We start from the raw sequence: 17,364 nt of genomic DNA, 5'->3' as shown, positions 1-17,364 counted from the left end.
CGCATCGGGGTCAGCCTCGGTAGGTTTCCAGGAGGCGCAGCCAGATTTCGCTGATGGTCGGGTACGCGGGGACGGCGTGCCACAGGCGGGCGAGGGGGATCTCGCCGACGACGGCGACGGTCGCCGAGTGCAGGAGTTCCGCGACGCCGGCGCCGACGAAGGTCACGCCCAGGAGGGTCTCGCGGTCCAGGTCCACCACGGCGCGGGCGCGGCCCCGGTAGCCGTCGGCGTACAGGGAGGCCCCGGCGACATGGCCCAGGTCGTAGTCCACCGCCCGCACCCTGCGGCCCTGCCGCTGCGCCTCTTCGAGGGTGAGGCCGACCGCCGCGACCTCGGGGTCGGTGAAGACCACCTGCGGCACCGCCCGCCGGTCCGCGGTGGCGACGCTGCGCCCCCACGGCGCCAGGTCCAGCTCGCGGCCCGCGGCGCGGTCGGCGATCACCGTGCCGAAGATCCGTCCCTGGTATTTGCCCTGGTGGGTCAGCAGGGCCCGGCCGGTGACGTCCCCGGCCGCATACAGCCAGCCGCCCTCGACGCCCACCGCCAGGCCGGTGTCGTCCACCTCGATCGGCCTGCCCGCCTCCAGGCCGACGCTCTCCACGCCCAGATCGGCGGTCGCCGGGACGCGGCCGGTCGCGAACAGCACCTCGTCGGCCGTGAGGGTCTCGCCGCCGTCCAAGGCCAGGGTCACCGGACCGTCGCGGCGCACCTCGGTCACCGACGTGCCGAACCGCACATCGACCCCGGATTCGCGCAGGCTGTCGGCGACCAGCTCGCCGGCGAACGGCTCCAGCTTCGACAGCAGCCGCCGCCCCCGCACCAGCAGCGTCACCTCGCTGCCCAGCGACCGCCACGCGGTGGCCATCTCGGCCGCGACGACGCCGCCGCCGACCACCGCCAGCCGTTCCGGCACCGTCTGGGAGGCGGTGGCCTCGCGGCTGGTCCACGGGCGGGCGTCGGCCAGGCCGGGCAGTTCCGGCAGCGCGGCGCGGGTGCCCGTGCACACCGCCACCGCGTGCCGGGCCGTCAGGACGCGGCGTCCGCCGTCGGGCGTGTCCACGGCCACCCGGCGTTCCCCGTCCAGGCGGCCGTGCCCGCGGACCAGGGTGATCCCGGCGCTGTTCAGCCAGGCGACCTGGCCGTCGTCCTTCCAGTCGGAGGCGAAGGAGTCCCTGCGCCGCAGCACCGCCGCCGCGTCCAGAGCGCCGGTCACCGCCTCGCGCGCCCCGGCGACCCGCGCGGCGTCGGCGCGGGCGGCGGCCGGACGCAGCAGCGCCTTGCTGGGCATGCACGCCCAGTACGAGCACTCCCCGCCCACCAGTTCGGCCTCTACCAGCGCGACCGTCAGCCCGCCCGCGTGCGCCCGCTCCGCGAGGTTCTCGCCCGTAGGCCCGCCGCCCAGCACCACGACATCGAATTCGTCCACCGCCCCATCCTTCCTAAGCGACCCGCGTGCTCAAACATGCCGCCGGTCAGCCGGCGCGCCGCACGGGGTTCCCGCGCGGGCGGAGCGTCACGTTCGGCAGGGGCGGCGCCGGGAGGCGGTCCCCGGCGTACCCTTCGACCTTGCCGAAGCGCTCGGCGGCGGCCTCCCATTCCCGCCGGGCCCGGACGATCTCGTCGTGGGTGCGGCCGATGAAGTTCCACCACATCACGATGCGCTCCTCGAAGGGCGTCCCGCCGAGCAGGAGCGCCCGCGCCGGGGCACCGGTCATGTTCTCCAAGGTCAGCGTTCCCGTTCCGGGGGCGAGATAGCCGAGCTCGCCGCGGCGCACCGGCGTCCCCGCCATCCGCACCTCGCCGAGGTCGACCAGCAGGCCGTGCTCGAAACCGGCGTCGACCGCGAGGGGCACGGTCGCGTGCGGGTCGAGCGTCAGTTCGGCGCCGAGCAGCGGCGTGAAGGTCGGGACGGGCGAGGCGGCGCCGGCGAGGGAGCCGAGGAACACCCTGGCCTCGCCCCCGTCCAGGCGGACCGGGCGCGGCACGTGGTGGTGGAAGGCGCGGGCGGTGTGGCGGTGCCGTTCCGGCAGCGCCACCCACAGTTGCACGCCGTGCAGGATCGTGGTGCGGGCGGTGGAGACCTCCGAGTGGCTGATCCCGTATCCGGCCGTCATGAGGTTCAGCTCGCCCGGGCGGACGAGGGCGTGCGTGCCGAGGCTGTCGCGGTGCTCGATCTCGCCGCTGAACAGCCAGCTCACCGTCTGCAGGCCGGTATGGGGGTGCGGGGCGACGTCCATCCCGCCCGTCAGGGCGACGTCGTCGGGCCCGTAGTGGTCGGCGAAGCACCACGCGCCGATCAGCGGCCGGGACCGCTGCGGCAGGGTGCGGCGCACCGTCATCGCCCGGGGGCCGCCGAGGGGGACGTCCCTGGCGGCGAGCACCTCGACCTGCGGCTCCCCCTGCCGTCCGTCCGCGGGGGCGCCGTAGCCTGCTTCGCGCGGTTCGACCTCGACATCGCTCACCGTAGAACGCCTTCCGCTCGGCTGCTGCTCTCCGCCCCTACAGCGCCCCGGCCTCGGAGCCTATTTCGGCACCGGCTCAAGATCGTCGCGGACTCCTTCTGGGGCCGTCAGCAACGGCGTCACCGAACGCATCCCATAGAGCAGACGCCGTCGCGGAAAGCCCACCGTGTGGCTCACCCAGGCGGTCACCAGGCCGACCATCAGCGTCGCCGGCGCACCCATCCCGGCCCAGAACGGCTCAGATGCGTACCGCTTCTCTGCATGCGGCATCCAACCATCCAAGACCACGCCTCGACCGCCGCACATCGACGTGACCGCTTCGCGGGCAACGCTCCTTCCTGTGCGAAGCCGCCAAGTGCCGAAGACGTTCCTGACGACCTCGGCGAGCTCGTCGGCCCCGGCCCGGAGATACCCGCGCCGAGGTCGCGATCGAGGCATGCCCGAGCAGGGCCTCGATTCGGGCGGGGGCGGCGCCGCCGCGGCGTAGGCGGGTGGAGTAGGCGTGTCGGAGGCGGTGCGGCCGCAGCCCGGGCAATCCGGCTGCGGCGCCGACGGCGAGCACGACCTGGGGTGGCCCAGGGCGGCGGGTCAGGGGCGGCGGCGGGCGCGGGCCTCGCTGGGGGTGCAGCCGTAGCGGGTGCGGAAGAGGCGGGCGAAGTGGGCCTGGCTGGAGAAACCCCACCGGTAGGCGACGTCGGCGATCGTCGTGCCGGCGGGGTCGCCGCCGGTGAGCTGCTCGTAGGCGTGCTGGAGGCGGCGTTCGGTGATGTAGCGCGACGGCGTGGTGCCGGTCGGTTCGAAGACGCGGCCGAGGTGCCGCACCGAGACGCCGAGCACACCCGCGATCTGGCTGGGGGTCAGGCGCGGGTCGTGCAGGTGGCGTTCGATGTAGTCCTCGGCGACGATGCGCAGCGCCTGGTAGGTGCCGGGAGCGGACCGGTCGCCGGACCGCTCCCGGCCCAGCAACCTGATCAGTTCGAGCACGTCGTCGCGGGTGCCGCCGGGGGTGCCCGCGACCATCCCGGCCAGGAGGGTGCGCAGGCTCGCGACCAGCTCCCCCTCGCGGGCGGTGCCGCGGCCGAACAGTATCGGCGCGGGGACGCCTCCGGACATGCACTGCTCGACGAACAGCGTCCGGGGGATGTCGACCAGGAACTGCCGCATCATGCCCGAGAAGCCGAACAGGTAGGGGCGCCGCGTGTCGTACACGACCAGCTCACCCGCGGTGGCCGACAGGCAGCCGTTCTCGTGCATGAACACCGCGTCGCCCTTGACCAGCAGGGTCACGAAGACCGAGTCCTTGGGGACGGACCGGGCCATCTGGGGACTGCGCTCGATGGCGTGCGCGTTGCCGCTGATGTCGGCCAGGCGCACGCCGCCGAGTTCGAAATTGGTCTGCCGGGCCAGCAGCCCCTGTTCGGAGTAGGAGGTGCAGGACAGGCCGACCAGGGTCCTGCGGTTGTAGTCCTCCCAGTAGGCGATGCGGTCGCGAGGGGCGATCTCCTCGGTCGTCGCCCGGGAGATCACGGGGGGAGCGGTCGCCGACATGGTCAGCCTCCTCCCAGTTCGGAATGTTTCGCGAAGTCTAGCCCGTTGTGATGGTGGTCACATCGCCAGGTAGCCCCCGTCCACCGGCAGCACGGCGCCGGTGACGTAGGAGGCGGCGGGAGAGCACAGGAACGCCGCCGCGGAGGCGACCTCGCGGGGTTCGCCGAACCGGCCGCAGGGGATGCGCGCCCGCACCGCCGCTCCCGCCTCCGGGTCGTTCAGCAGGCCGCGCGCCAGCGGGGTGATGATGAAGCCCGGCGCGACCGCGTTCACCCGGATCCCGTCGGCGGCGTACTCGGCCGCCAGCGAACGCGTCAGCTGCGACACGCCGCCCTTGCTCGCGCTGTAGGCGGGCCGGTCCCGGCTGCCGCCGAAGGCGAACATGGACGAGACGTTGACGATCGCGCCGCCGCGGCGGGCCAGCGCCGGCCGCGCCGCCTGGCAGGCGATCATGGTCGCGGTCAGGTTGACCTCCAGCACCAGCCGCCACTGGTCCAGCTCGTACTCGTCCCGGTCGCGGCTGATCCCGGCGCAGTTGACCAGGACGTCCAGCGGGTCGGCGGCGGTGATCAGCTCGGTCAGGGCGACGTCGTCCAGCACGTTCTGCTCCACCACCCGCACCGCCGGGTGCTCGGGCGGGCCGTCGCCTGGGGCCGGGCGCAGGCCGACCGCGGTCACCTGCGCGCCGAGCTCGGCGAACAGCAGCGCCGTCGCCGCGCCGATGCCGGACGTGCCGCCGGTCACCAGCACCGTCTTGTCCGCGAACAGCCGCGGGTCCAATCCCGTGGTCATGGCCGCACCAGCACCTTGATCTCCTCCTTGCTCGCCAGCAGGGCCGCAAAGCCGTCGCGGACCACGTCGCCGAGCGGGACGACGGCGGTGACGACGGCGGTCAGGTCCACCCCCTCCTCGGCGACAAGCCTGATCAGCTCGGGGTGGACGCCGCGGTAGCCGACGCTGGCGATGATCGACTGCTCGTTGTTGACCAGCGCGAACGCGTCGATGGCGACGGTGCCGCCGAGTCCGACGAGCGTCACCCGGCCGCCCCGGCGGGTCGCCTCCAGGCAGTGGCGCAGGGTCGCCTCCGCGCCGACCGCCTCGAACGCCACGTCGGCGCCCTCGCCGCCCGCCGCCGCGCGCAGCGCGCCGCCGCCGGCGTCCTCGACCACCTCGGCGGCGCCCAGGCGCAGGGCCAGCTCGCGCCGCCGCGGGGACGGGTCCGCGGCGACGACGCGGCCCGCCCCCCGCAAGGCGGCCAGTTGGACGATGAGCAGGCCGATCGGGCCCAGTCCGACGACCGCGACGGTCTCCCCCGCCCGCAGCCCCGACCGGTGCAGCGCGTGCAGGGCGACCGCGGCGGGCTCGAACACCGCGGCCTGCTCCAGCGACACCCCGTCGGGCAGCCGGTGCACCATGTAGGCGGGCACGACGGCCGTCTCGGCCAGGCCGCCGTCGCCCATCAGCCCGGCGAAGCCGAAGTGGCGGCACAGGTTGTACTCGCCCGCCAGGCAGCGCGGGCACCGGCCGCACCGGTAGTGCGGTTCGACGGCGACCCGGTCGCCCGCACGCAGGCCCGACACGTCCGGGCCGACCCGCGTCACCGTCCCGCAGAACTCGTGGCCGAGCACCAGCGGGGCCGTCCGGCCCGACTCCGGGTGCGGCTCGGCCACCGGGATGGCGTGCGGGCCGTCGGCGTACTCGTGCAGGTCGCTGCCGCAGATCCCGCAGTACGCCACGTCGATCGCCACTTCGCCCCGCCCGGGGGCGGGCGCCGGGACGTCCACGACCCGGACGTCCCGGGCGCCGTACCAGACCGCCGCCTTCACGCCACGGCCTCCGCGGTGCCCTGCGCGGCGCGCCGCCGCACGACGGCGGGAGCGGTCTCCCGCAGCCCCGTGGCCAGCAGTACCACGATCACCGCTCCGCCGGCCGCGATGTACATCGCGGCGCGCAGGCTCCACTGGTCTGAGGCCCAGCCGGCGACCATCGGGCCGAGGAAGCCGCCGGCCAGCTCGCCCACGCCCATGATCACGCCGAGCGCGGTGGCGAGCGCGGTGCGCGGCACGGTCTCGGCCGGGATGGTGGCCATGAACAGGGTGAAGCAGCCCAGCCCGGTGTAGGTGAGCACCATGAGCACGCCCAGCAGCACCGGGTTGCCGACGTACACCACCGCGAGCGGGCAGCACGCCGCCAGGACGGTGAAGCCGATCAGCGCGGGCTTGCGGCCGATCCGGTCGGAGATCCCCGGAGTGGCGAACCCCCACAGCACCCACGCCACGCCGAGGCAGGTCATGACGCCGCTCATCGTTCCCGGCGCGAACCCCTTCTCGTCGGTGAGGTAGGTGGGGGTGAACGTGATGATGGTGACGAACCACGTCAGGTAGCAGCAGGCGATCAGCATGCAGATCACCACGTTGCGGTTCGCCAGCACCTGCCGGATGGTGACCCCGCCTCCGGCGGGCGCGGTCTCCGCGGCGGGCGCGGCGTCCTGGGCGAGTGCGGCTCGCCTGGGCGGATGCTCCCGCACGTACTTGGCGATCAGGGCGGCGACCACGATGCCGGGGATGATGGTGACGAAGAACGTCGTCCGCCAGCCGACGGACTCGGCGAGCCAGACCACCGCGATCGGCGCCGCGATGCCGCCGAGCAGGCCCGCCGAGGAGCCCTGCAGCAGCCCCATGTTCAGGCCGCGGCGCGCCGGACGGGACGCCTCGACCATCAGCGACTGCGCCATCGGCAGCACCGCGCCCTCGGCGGCGCCCATCAGCGCGCGTGCGGCCAGCAGCCCGAGGAATCCCGTCGCCAGCGCCGACGCCGACGAGAACAGCGAGAACAGCAGGACCGCGGCGATGAGGATCGGCTTGCGGCGGCCCAGGCGGTCCGACAGGCGCCCGGCGAACATCCCGGCCAGCGCCCAGGTGAGGGCGAGGATGCCCGACAGCATGCCGAGCTGGGAGTTGGTCAGACCGATGTCGCCGTCGATGTAGGAGGCCAGGTAGGCCAGGGCCTGGCGGTCGAAGAAGACGAACCCGAACGCCAGGAACAGCAGCACCAGCAACCGGTTCTCGTACCGGTCGGCGGAGGGGGTGGGGGGTGCCATGGCGACGGACCTGTCAGCGCAGCAGCGAGTCGACCAGGTCGGCGCCGAGACCGACCTTCTCGTAGTGCTCGCGGCACATCTTCAGGTAGTCGTGGACGTCGAAGTAGCCCTCGGGTTCGCCGTTCTCGTCCAGCCAGATCAGCGGGCCCTTGACGATGAACAGCGTCTTCATCGGCTCGCCGCTGTCGTAGGCGACGAGCGTGTGCCCCTCGCCGGGGGCCTCGTAGACGAAGTCGCCCGCGGTGGCCGTCCACGGCCGCTCCAGGTAGCCCCACTTGCCGGAGATGGTGTAGGCGAAGACCTCGTGGGGGTGGTAGTGCCGGTTGACCAGTCCGGCCTCCTTGGCCCGCAGGATGTCGGACCAGGTGTTGTCCTTGATGTTGATCCACAGCGGGCGGGAGCCGACCGTCTCGGTGAACGGCACGTAGTAGCGGTCGTCGTCGGTGGCCACCTTGGACAGGTAGACCTCGGGCAGCGCGTCGGGCTTGACGGAGTCCGCGATGGGCTTGATGTCCTTCCAGAACTCCGAGCTGGGCGCCTCGGGCATGGTCCGTACTCCTCTCGGTCGCGTTGCCGAGAGTGAACCGCGTCACTCCGACGCCCGTCTTTCCCATATGCGACGTCCGTATTTGCGCATTTCGGACATCGTGCGGCGTGCCCCGCCCGGCCCGGTGCACCGGGGGTCAGGGCATGTCGTCGGGGAGCAGCAGACCGAGTTCGCCGGCCGGGACGGGGGCGCCGGAGCGTTCGCGGGCGGCGATCCGGCGGGCCTGGGCGGTGCGCATCGCCTCCAGCAGCTTGCGGACCTCGCGGGCGTTGCCCTGCGCGAAGGTCTCGGCGCGGGCGTCCAGGTGGGCGCGGACGGCGTCGAGCGCCTCGGGCGTCAGCGTGAAGCCCGCGTCGGCGGCCTGCCGGGTCAGGATGGTCACCAGCTCGTCGCGGCCGTAGGGCGGGAACTCCACGGTGCCGGAGAACCGGGACGCCAGCCCCGGGTTGGCGGTCAGGAAGCGGCCCATCTCCTCGGTGTACCCGGCGACGATCACGACGACCTCGTCGCGGTGGTCCTCCATCAGCTTGACCAGCGTGTCGATCGCCTCCCGGCCGAAGTCGCGCTCGTGGTCGCGGGCCAGGGTGTAGGCCTCGTCGATGAACAGCACGCCGCCGCGGGCGCTCTCGAACACCCGGGTGGTCTGCGCCTCGGTCTGCCCGATGTACTGGCCCACCAGGTCGGACCGCGACACCTCCACCACCTGGCCGCGCGCCAGCAGCCCGGTCGCCGCGAGCAGCTCCCCGTACAGGCGCGCGACGGTGGTCTTGCCGGTGCCGGGCGGGCCGGAGAACACCAGGTGCCCGGCGAACGGTTCGCTGGACAGCCCCTCCTGCCGGCGGCGCCGCTCGGTCTCCAGCATGTCGAACACGTCGCGGACGCGCCGTTTGACCTCGGCCAGCCCGACCATGCCGTCCAGCCGTTCCAGCAGCGCGGCCACCTGGGCGTCGTCGCGGCCGTCGGCGGCCCGCACGCCCAGCCCGCGGTCCAGGACGCCGTCGAAGTCCGCGGGCAGCAGCTCCGCCAGCTCCTGCGCGCTCGGGGCGTCGAGTTCGGCCAGCCGCAGCGCCTGCTGCTGCAGCGCCGCCTCGAAGATCCTCCTGGCCTCCCGGCCGTTGCCGAACCGCTGGTCGCGGCGGATGTTCTGGAAGTGGGCCAGCAGCGCCTCGCGGGTGGCGTCGGCGAGGCGGAAGCCGTACCGGTCGGCCGTCCGCCGGACGATCTCCACCAGTTCCGACGGGCTGTAGTCGGGGAACTCGATCGTCCGCGAAATCCGGGACTTCAGCCCCGGGTTGGCGTCCAGGAACTCGCGCATCTCCGCCGAGTACCCGGCGAACACCACCACGACCTCGTCGCGGTGGTCCTCCATCAGCTTGACCAGCGTGTCGATGGCCTCCTGCCCGAAGTCGGCGCCGCTGCCGAACCGCCGCGACAGGGTGTAGGCCTCGTCGACGAACAGCACGCCGCCGCGCGCCTCGTCGAACACCGCGGTGGTCTTGGCGGCCGTCTCGCCGAGCGCGCTGCCGACCAGCTCCGCCCGCGACACCTCCACGAAGTGGCCGGACGACACCGCGCCCAGCTCGGCCAGCAGCCTGCCGTACAGCCGGGCCACGGTCGTCTTGCCGGTACCGGGGCCGCCGGAGAAGATTACGTGCCGGCCGATGGACGGCCCCTCGGGAAGCCCGGCCCGCCGCCGCTGCTCGGCGACCCGCAGGAACGACACCAGCTTGCGGATCTCCTGCTTGACCTCGGCCAGGCCGACCATCGCGTCCAGCTCGGCCAGCAGCGCCTCCACGCCCGCCGGCCGCCCCTGGGGCGCCGGGCGCGGCGCGGGTCCGGGCACCGGCTTCGGCTCGGGCTCCGGTTCCGGCCGGGGCGCGGCCTGCGGCGGTTCCGCCGCCTGGGGCGCGGGCGGCTTTCGCAGGGGGACGGTGTCGTCATCGGGTTCGGGGACGGATGGTCCGGCCGTCGCCGCCGCGGCCTTCTCCTCGCTCGTGCTCCCGCCGATGTCCAGGTGGGTGCCGTCGATCGGGGGGCGGTCCACCTGGTCGTCCTGCTCGTTGCCGCGGGAGACGGTGCGTTCGACCGTCACCGCGGTGTCCGCGGTGGCGCGGATCCCCGGCCCCTCGTTGCCGGTGACCGTGCAGTCGAGCACCGCGAGCTCGGCGCCGTCCACGGCGGTGACGCCGCCGTACCGGTTGCCGATGATCCGGGCGCCGCGCAGCGTCAGCGCCGACCCGGCGCCGGCCACGCCCGCGCCGCCGGAGCAGCCGGTGATGGTCCCGCCGGAGAACGAGCAGGTGCCGGTCTGGAGGACGGCCAGCCCGTCGCCCGTCGTGTTCCCGGCGATCGTGCAGTCCTCCAGTCCCGCGACCGCCGAATCCCGGACCAGGACGCCGTTGTGCTCGGTCTGCTCGATGGCGACCCGCTGCGCCGTCAGACCGGCCGAGTCGGTCGCCAGCATCCCGAGCCCTCCGGCGCCCCGCACGAGGCTGTCGCGCACCGTGACATCCGCGTCGCGGGCCTCCACCCCGGACTGGCCCGTCCGCAGGATGCCGGTGTCGGCGACGCCGACCGTGGACCGTTCGACCGCCACGACCCCGCACGCCCTCGGCTCCTCCAGGCGGCACCCCTGCAACGTCGCCGAGGCGTTGTCGGACGCGTAGACCGCGCTGATGGCGGCGGCCTCGACCGACACGCCGCGCGCCGTCAGGGCCCCGCCGCCGGCGGCCCAGAGGCCGACGTCGCCCGGGCGGGAGACGACGGTGTCGTCCACGGTCGCCGTCGCGCCGGCCCGCACGACCAGCCCCGCCTCGCCGGTGCCGGTGACGCGCGTGCGGACGACGGCGGCGGCCGCCTTCTCCTCGATGACGATCCCGGCCCGGGCCGGGTCCTCGACCAGGCAGCCCTCGACGCGCGGGGCCGACCCGCCGTCCACCCAGATCCCGGACCCGCCCGCCTTGCGCACGGTGACGTCCTGGAGCGTGAACCGGCTGCCCCGGTGGAGCGACACGCCCGCGGCGGAGGTGTCGGCGACCGTGCCGGCCTCGATGACGCCTTCGGCGTCGGTGCACACGATGCCGCCGCCCTGCACGACGCCGCGGCGCAGGAACAGCCTCGCGCCGTCCCACGCCTGGACGGCCGTGTCGGAGATGGCGGTGAACGTGCAGTCCTCGGCGGCCAGATGGGCGCCCACGACGTCCACGGCGGAGCCGCTTTCGTGGTAGTTGCGCAGCGTCAGCCTGCGCAGGACCACCCGCCCCCGGTTCTCCACCCGCAGGTTGTACTCGCCGCCGCAGTCGATCACCACGGTGCCGGGACCGCCGGTGGCCTCGATCTCGGCCACGCCCCAGAAGCGGCAGCTGCTCATCCGGTAGTGGCCGGGTTCCACCCCGATCCACAGCGGCCCGCCGCCCGGGACGAGGAGCGCGTCGGTCAGGTTCGTGAAGCCGCGACGGGGATTCTGCGACACGACCAGCCTGCGCACGGTCCCTCCGGGGGTTCTTTCATCGGCGTCCGCTGCCGATAGTGGCCGCCTGCCCACAGATCGGCAAATGGGCGCGGCGCGTGCGGTCAGGGGCGCAGGGCGCGGGTGAGGGCCAGGGCGGCGGTGCGGACGGCGGGTGCGTACCGGGCGGGCCGCATCCCGCTGCTCCAGCCCGACAGCGACAGGGCGGCGACGACCTTGCGGCCGGGGCCGAAGACGGGGCTGGCGACGCAGGTGACGCCGGGCCCGGACTCCTCCCGGTCGTAGGCCACGCCCTCGCGGTGGATGCGGCGCAGTTCGCGCAGCAGCAGGCCCGGGGCGGTGATGGTGCGTTCGGTGAGCCGCGGCAGCGGGGCCGACAGCAGCGCCTCGACGGTCTCCGGCGGGGAGAAGGCCAGGATCGCCTTGCCGACGCCGGTGGCGGTGGCGGGGACGCGGCCGCCGACGGCGGACGGCAGCGGAGGCCCGCCGGGCGCGGTGAGCTTCTCGACGTAGACGACCTCGCGGCCGTCGAGCACGGCCAGGTGCACGGTCTGGCGGGTGGCCTCGCGCAGGTCGGACATGAACGGCACGGCGGCCTCCCGCAGGACCCGCTGGCGCGGCACCCGCTGGCCGATCTCGAACAGGGCCAGCCCGAGGCTCACCTTGCGGCCGTGCCGCTCCAGCAGCCCGGCGCGCACCAGGTCGCCGGTGATCCGGTGGACGGTCGAGCGGGGCAGGCCGGTGCGGCGGGCGAGTTCGGCGGCGCCGACGGCGTCGTCTCCCGCACGGAACGCGCCGAGGACCGCCGCGATGCGCGACGGCAGGGAGTCCCCGGCAGGGGCAGCGGTCATGGCCGACAGGGTACGCGTCCCGCCAGACGGGACGGATCCCTTGTCGCACGCGTGCGGGCACGCGCACCCTGACCGCGTCGACGACGAAAGGAAACGCAGGTGAACGTGGTGAAACGCGCCGCCGTCCGGAGGGCGGCGTGCTGAGCGCGGCCATCGTGGGGTCGGGCAACATCGGCACCGACCTGCTGATCAAACTGCTGCGGTCCGAGACGATCGAGGTGCACTCGATGGTGGGGGTGGACCCGGAGTCCGACGGGCTCGCCCGGGCGCGCCGCCTCGGCGTCGAGGCCAGCGCGGGCGGCGTGGACTGGCTGCTGGCGCAGGACGACCTGCCCGACATCGTCTTCGAGGCGACCTCCGCCAAGGCGCACCTGGCCAACGCCCCCCGTTACGCGGAGGCGGGCATCCAGGCGATCGACCTGACCCCGGCGGCGGTGGGGCCGTTCGTCTGCCCGCCGGTCAACCTGGCGAACCTGGCCGGCACCCCCAACCTCAACATGATCACCTGCGGCGGGCAGGCGACCATCCCGATCGTCGCGGCGGTGTCGGCGGTGGCGCCGGTGCCGTACGCGGAGATCGTCGCGTCCATCGCCTCGCGGTCGGCGGGGCCGGGCACGCGCGCCAACATCGACGAGTTCACCCAGACCACGGCCCGCGCGATCGAGCAGGTCGGCGGGGCCGCCCGGGGCAAGGCCATCATCATCCTCAACCCGGTCGAACCCCCGATGATCATGCGGGACACGGTGTTCTGCGCGATCCCGCCGGACGCCGACACCGCGGCGATCGCCGCGTCGGTCACGCGGATGGCCGCCCGGGTCGCCGAATACGTCCCCGGATACACGCTGCGCGCCGAACCGCAGTTCGACCACGCCCGCGAGGAGTGGGGCGGCAACGCCCGCGTCGCGGTGTTCCTGGAGGTCAAGGGGAACGGCGACTACCTGCCGCCCTGGGCCGGCAATCTCGACATCATGACGGCCGCCGCCGCGCGCGTCGGCGAGGAGCTGGCGCGGCACGCGTCCGAGGCGAAGGTGGGGCGATGACCGCGGACAACACCGCCGAGCGCGTAAGGATCACCGACTCGACGCTGCGCGACGGCAGCCACGCGATGGCGCACCGGTTCACCGAGGAGCAGGTGCGGGGCGTGGTGCACGCGCTGGACTCGGCCGGGGTCGAGGTGATCGAGGTGGCGCACGGCGACGGCCTGGGCGGCTCCTCGTTCAACTACGGCTTCTCGCTGGAGGACGAGATCAAGCTGATCGCCGCGGCCGTGGACGAGGCCACCGCCGCGCGCATCGCGGTGCTGCTGCTGCCCGGCGTCGGCACCGTGGAGGACCTGCGCCGCGCCTACGACGCGGGCGCGTCGGTGGCCCGCATCGCCACCCACTGCACCGAGGCCGACGTGTCCCTCCAGCACTTCGCCGCGGCCCGCGAGCTGGGCATGGAGACGGTCGGGTTCCTCATGCTGTCGCACCGCATCGGCCCGCGGGAACTGGCCCGGCAGGCGCGGATCATGGTGGACGGCGGCGCCCAGTGCGTCTACGTCGTGGACTCGGCCGGGGCGATGGTGCTGGCCGACGCCCAGGCCAGGGTGCGCGCCCTGGTCGAGGAGATCGGCCGCGAGGCGCAGGTCGGGTTCCACGGCCACCAGAACCTGTCGCTGGGGGTGGCCAACTCCGTCCTGGCGGCGCAGAACGGCGCCCGGCAGATCGACGGGGCGCTGTGCGCGCTCGGCGCGGGCGCGGGCAACGCGCCCACCGAGGTGGTGGCGGCCACCTTCGAGCGCCTCGGCATCACCACCGGAGTGGACGTGCCGGGAGTGCTGGCCGCGGCCGAAGAAGTCGTCCAGCCGTTCCTGCCGCGCCTGCCGTTCGCGGACCGGTCGGCGATCACCCAGGGGTACGCGGGCGTGTACTCCAGCTTCCTGCTGCACGCCGAGCGCGCGGCCGAACGGTACGGCGTCCCCGCCCACGAGATCCTGCAGCGGGTCGGCGAGGCCGGGTACGTCGGCGGCCAGGAAGACATGATCATCGACGTGGCGCTGCGCCTGGCGGAGGAGCGCGAACGCGGCGTCACGGGCGGCGCTGGGTCTCCTCCAGGTAGCGCAGGACGGCGGTGACGCGGCGGTCCGCCCGGTCGGTGGGGGCCAGGTCGAGCTTGGCGAAGATGTTGCGGATGTGCTTGTGCACGGCGCCTTCGGTGACGACGAGCCGTTCGGCGATGGCGCTGTTGCCGAGGCCCTCGGCCATCAGCGACAGCACGTCGCGCTCCCTGGGCGTCAGGCGCTGCAGCCCGCTGTCGGTGCGGGTGCGGGTGAGCAGCTGCGCGACGACCTCGGGGTCGATGGCGGTGCCCCCCTCGGCGACGCGGTGCAGCGCGTCCAGGAACTGCTCCACGCGCCCCACCCGCTCCTTGAGCAGGTAGCCGAGCCGGTCGGCGCCGCCGCCTCCGAGCAGCTCGGTGGCGAACGCCTGCTCCACGTAGGCCGACAGCACGAGCACGGCCAGCCCGGGGTGGCGGCGCCGCGCCTCCACCGCCGCCCTGATCCCCTCGTCGGTGTGGGTGGGCGGCATCCGCACGTCGACGATCGCGACGTCGGGCTTGTGCTCGTCCACGGCCGCCAGGAAGGCGTCCGGGGTGTCGGTGGTGGCGACCACGTCCAGGGACTCGGCGCGCAGCAGCAGCGCCACCCCCTCCCGCAGCAGTGGGTCGTCCTCGGCGATCACGATCCGCATGGCAGCTCCACCTGGAGTATCGTCGGCCCACCGCGTGGGCTGGTCAGGGTCAGGCGGCCGTCGTGCGCCTCGACGCGGCCGCGTATTCCGGCGAGCCCGGAGCCGCGCTGCGCGTCCGCGCCGCCGATGCCGTCGTCCTCGATCCGCAGCAGCAGCCGGGCGCCCTCCCGGCGGACGACCACGGTCGCCCGACTCGCCCGGCTGTGCTTGGAGATGTTGGTGAGCGCCTCGGCCGTCACGAAGTAGGCGGTGGCCTCGACGGACGCGGCGCACCGCCCGGGGACGTCGACGTCCACCGTGCAGGGCACCCCGCAGTCGGCGGCGAGCCCGGCCAGCGCCCCGGCCAGCCCCCGGTCGACCAGGACGTGCGGCAGGATGCCGCGCACCACCGTGCGCAGCTCGGCCAGGGCCTGCTCGGCGGCCTCCTGGGCGCGTTCCAGCGCGGCGTCGGCGTCGGCGGGGTCGCGGGCCAGCGCGCGCCGGGCCACGCCGATCATCATGGTGACGCCGACGAGCCGGTTCTGGGCGCCGTCGTGCAGGGACCGTTCGATGCGCCGCAGCTCCATCGCGTGGGCGTCCAGCGCGGCGGCGCGGGTGGCCGACAGCTCGGCGATCCGCAGCGACAGGTCCATGTCGGCGGGCGGCGCCAGCAGCCGCCGCCCCGGCCACGCCTGCAGCCGGGCCATGCCCGGCCCGGCGACCAGGAAGGCGACCCCCATCGCCACGCCGACCAGCACCACCAGCAGGGCGCCGGAGTCGTCGGTGACGTCCCAGAACACGAACGTGGGCCGGGTCTCGTCGGGAGGCAGGAACCGCCACCACAGCGGGAAGGCGATGTACGGGACGGTGTTGAGCGTCAGGGTCGCCCCGGCCAGGCTGAGGAACAGGCCGAGCGTGGCGTGGACGAACACCCACGCCAGCTCCCGCCGGACGGCCGTGTCCGCGAGCGCGGCCCGCACGTCGGACGGCGCGGGTCCCGGACCGATGATCTCCGGCCCCCACCGCGACAGCCGCCCGCGCTCGCGGTCCGCGACGGCCCGCAGGACACGCGGGACGGTGCGCGCCAGCAGGAACCCCGCACCGGTGACGCACAACAGCGCGACCAGCACGATCCACATCACGGTCGCGAACGCCAGCAGGGCCGTGCCCAGCCCCCCGATGAGATGCTCCAGCGCGTCGAGGGCGGCACGGGCGCGCGCCACGGCGACCGCTCGCCGACCACGCCGGGTACCGGCCGGTTCGGCCCCGTTCGCCGTCATTCGCACCTCCCAGGTCTGGAACCCTAGGCCAGCGACCGGGCACTGTCAGCGCGCCGGGCGAAGGAGTACAGCCTGCTGTACCGAAGATCGGCTCAATGGCTGGATCGTCCCCCGCCTCCGCGGTTCCTAGCGTGGTGCACGTCGATCGGACCACTCACCGAGGAGCACGCGATGACGAACCACTACGACGCCTCCAAGGCCCCCGCGAGCCGCAACGGCGGAACCGTCCGGCCCCTGCTGTGGGCACTTCTGATCATCAGCGGGGCCTGCAACATGGTGCTCTCCGGCACCGGTGTCAACATGGCCGCCGGAATCGCGTCCGGCGCGGTCACCCTCGCCATCGCCATCGCCCTGATCAGCCACCACTACCGCACCCGCCGCCGCCCCTGACCCCCGTACGCCCCCGCCCGACGGCGGGGCGTCGCCCCAGCCGCAAAGCCCCGTCCGGCAAAGGCGACACCCCGCCGAAGCCCTTCCTCCACCAACCACCGGCCCCGCATAGTGGGAGGCGGCGTCCTCAGCAGACGCACACGAGAAGCAGCGCCCACACGAGCACGGGCCAGCAACCGCCCGGGGAGCAGACCGACCTGCCCGTCATCGGCAACGGGCCGGACGCCCCGACGCAATTCGTCGGCGCGTGCAGAGCGGGAGGCATGGCGAACGGCAGACCGAAGCGCGGCGCCGCTTGGGAGATGCCTCGTCGAGAAGGCAAACCGCCTGACCCGCTCCTCTATGGGCTCACTCGGGGCGGGCAGGATGGCGGGGGAACCCTGGAGCGTCATGTAGCCGGTCGTGTTCGGCCAAGCAGCTCACCGCAGAGGGTTAGCTGAGTGCGTCCGTGGGCTGGCATGCGCGATGTCACCGATGCCGGCCTTACGGGGCATGGACGGTGCCGCGCGTTGACGCTCACGTTGGCGCGTGTCCGGGCACGGGAACGCTGCGGCGTCGACAGCTCGGCCGTGCTCGGTTGCGCCTGCCATCGGCCGGTCGTCGGCTGACCGTGCCCGGGTGGTGGGGGTCGGTTTGTGGCCGGGGCCGGAGCGCTGATGCGACTGACACCGACAGCGGGAGGGCGCTCAACGCGTCACCCAAGGGGTGACGGCCGTGAAGGCGCGGCCCGCTGGAACGGCATCGTGGGCGTGTGGGCGTTAACGCTCACATGGGTGGGCCGACCTCCCTCCAGGGGTCGCCTGGAGTCGGGGCGGGGTGTCGGTGGACTTATTGTTAGCGCTAACATTTTCGCGTCCAGTGCGGCCTTTCTCGGGGTGGGATGGCGTCGGTGGTGGTGCAGCGGAGCAAACACGACGTCGTGAGGTCCGTCAAGACCCTCTCGCGAGTGCGGGGCTTCTCCGCCGGCGGCGCCCGCGCCGTTCTCGGCTGGTCAAGGCGGCGGAGG

General features: G+C 73.8%; 16 protein-coding genes. 3 read left to right on the top strand and 13 right to left on the bottom strand.

Going from position 1 to position 17,364, the window contains the following annotated elements:
* Nucleotides 1-10 precede the first annotated feature (10 nt).
* From ABD879_RS01925 to ABD879_RS01880, 11 genes are all read right to left on the bottom strand, one after another.
* The gene (locus ABD879_RS01925; protein ID WP_345016753.1) at nucleotides 11-1,426 is read right to left on the bottom strand and encodes a dihydrolipoyl dehydrogenase family protein; all 1,416 of its coding nucleotides are present in this window, start codon (nucleotides 1,424-1,426) and stop codon (nucleotides 11-13) included.
* A gap of 46 nt (nucleotides 1,427-1,472) precedes the next feature.
* Nucleotides 1,473-2,462 (bottom strand): pirin family protein, encoded by a 990-nt coding sequence (locus tag ABD879_RS01920; RefSeq protein WP_345016751.1) that lies wholly within the window; start codon nucleotides 2,460-2,462, stop codon nucleotides 1,473-1,475.
* Nucleotides 2,463-2,522: 60 nt separating this feature from the next.
* Nucleotides 2,523-2,732, bottom strand: a complete 210-nt coding sequence (locus tag ABD879_RS01915; protein WP_345016749.1) for a hypothetical protein — start codon at nucleotides 2,730-2,732, stop codon at nucleotides 2,523-2,525.
* Entirely contained in the window at nucleotides 2,701-3,024 is a 324-nt protein-coding gene (locus tag ABD879_RS32880) for a tyrosine-type recombinase/integrase (RefSeq protein WP_425549611.1), read from the bottom strand. Before ABD879_RS32880 ends, ABD879_RS01915 begins: the two co-directional genes overlap by 32 nt.
* A gap of 26 nt (nucleotides 3,025-3,050) precedes the next feature.
* Nucleotides 3,051-4,010, bottom strand: a complete 960-nt coding sequence (locus ABD879_RS01910) for a helix-turn-helix domain-containing protein (protein WP_345016747.1) — start codon at nucleotides 4,008-4,010, stop codon at nucleotides 3,051-3,053.
* A gap of 57 nt (nucleotides 4,011-4,067) precedes the next feature.
* Nucleotides 4,068-4,802 (bottom strand): SDR family NAD(P)-dependent oxidoreductase, encoded by a 735-nt coding sequence (locus ABD879_RS01905; RefSeq protein ID WP_345016745.1) that lies wholly within the window; start codon nucleotides 4,800-4,802, stop codon nucleotides 4,068-4,070.
* Nucleotides 4,799-5,836: a 2,3-butanediol dehydrogenase gene (locus ABD879_RS01900; protein ID WP_345016743.1), complete on the bottom strand. Its 1,038-nt coding sequence runs from the start codon at nucleotides 5,834-5,836 to the stop codon at nucleotides 4,799-4,801. Before ABD879_RS01900 ends, ABD879_RS01905 begins: the two co-directional genes overlap by 4 nt.
* Nucleotides 5,833-7,110 carry an MFS transporter gene (locus ABD879_RS01895; RefSeq protein WP_345016742.1) on the bottom strand — a complete coding sequence of 426 codons (1,278 nt, stop codon included), beginning with the start codon at nucleotides 7,108-7,110 and terminating at the stop codon, nucleotides 5,833-5,835. The genes ABD879_RS01900 and ABD879_RS01895 overlap by 4 nt, the downstream gene beginning before the upstream one ends.
* Before the next feature lie 13 nt (nucleotides 7,111-7,123).
* Nucleotides 7,124-7,657 carry a 2,4'-dihydroxyacetophenone dioxygenase family protein gene (locus ABD879_RS01890; protein WP_345016740.1) on the bottom strand — a complete coding sequence of 178 codons (534 nt, stop codon included), beginning with the start codon at nucleotides 7,655-7,657 and terminating at the stop codon, nucleotides 7,124-7,126.
* 136 nt (nucleotides 7,658-7,793) lie between these two features.
* On the bottom strand, nucleotides 7,794-11,144 hold the full coding sequence (locus tag ABD879_RS01885) for a right-handed parallel beta-helix repeat-containing protein (RefSeq protein WP_345016739.1): 3,351 nt from the start codon (nucleotides 11,142-11,144) through the stop codon (nucleotides 7,794-7,796).
* Between the two features lie 86 nt (nucleotides 11,145-11,230).
* Nucleotides 11,231-11,977: an IclR family transcriptional regulator gene (locus ABD879_RS01880; protein WP_345016738.1), complete on the bottom strand. Its 747-nt coding sequence runs from the start codon at nucleotides 11,975-11,977 to the stop codon at nucleotides 11,231-11,233.
* A gap of 137 nt (nucleotides 11,978-12,114) precedes the next feature.
* Between ABD879_RS01880 and ABD879_RS01875 the strand changes: the two genes are divergently transcribed.
* The gene (locus ABD879_RS01875; RefSeq protein WP_345016736.1) at nucleotides 12,115-13,017 is read left to right on the top strand and encodes an acetaldehyde dehydrogenase (acetylating); all 903 of its coding nucleotides are present in this window, start codon (nucleotides 12,115-12,117) and stop codon (nucleotides 13,015-13,017) included.
* Nucleotides 13,014-14,093: a 4-hydroxy-2-oxovalerate aldolase gene (gene dmpG / locus ABD879_RS01870; protein WP_345016735.1), complete on the top strand. Its 1,080-nt coding sequence runs from the start codon at nucleotides 13,014-13,016 to the stop codon at nucleotides 14,091-14,093. Before ABD879_RS01875 ends, dmpG begins: the two co-directional genes overlap by 4 nt.
* On the opposite strand, the gene ABD879_RS01865 is transcribed toward dmpG, so the two are convergent.
* Nucleotides 14,047-14,709: a response regulator transcription factor gene (locus ABD879_RS01865; protein WP_345016734.1), complete on the bottom strand. Its 663-nt coding sequence runs from the start codon at nucleotides 14,707-14,709 to the stop codon at nucleotides 14,047-14,049. The two genes, dmpG and ABD879_RS01865, sit on opposite strands and share 47 nt — an antisense overlap.
* Nucleotides 14,697-15,911, bottom strand: coding sequence for a sensor histidine kinase (locus ABD879_RS01860; protein WP_345016733.1), 1,215 nt, complete (start codon nucleotides 15,909-15,911; stop codon nucleotides 14,697-14,699). Before ABD879_RS01860 ends, ABD879_RS01865 begins: the two co-directional genes overlap by 13 nt.
* A 228-nt stretch (nucleotides 15,912-16,139) precedes the next feature.
* Between ABD879_RS01860 and ABD879_RS01855 the strand changes: the two genes are divergently transcribed.
* On the top strand, nucleotides 16,140-16,358 hold the full coding sequence (locus ABD879_RS01855; protein WP_345016732.1) for a hypothetical protein: 219 nt from the start codon (nucleotides 16,140-16,142) through the stop codon (nucleotides 16,356-16,358).
* The last annotated feature ends 1,006 nt before the right edge of the window (nucleotides 16,359-17,364 follow it).

The organism is Actinomadura keratinilytica (genome assembly GCF_039539665.1).
GTDB classification, from domain to species: domain Bacteria; phylum Actinomycetota; class Actinomycetes; order Streptosporangiales; family Streptosporangiaceae; genus Spirillospora; species Spirillospora keratinilytica.
The sequence above is the reverse complement of the archived record's forward strand: the minus strand, read 5'-3'. Positions and strand labels throughout refer to the sequence as shown.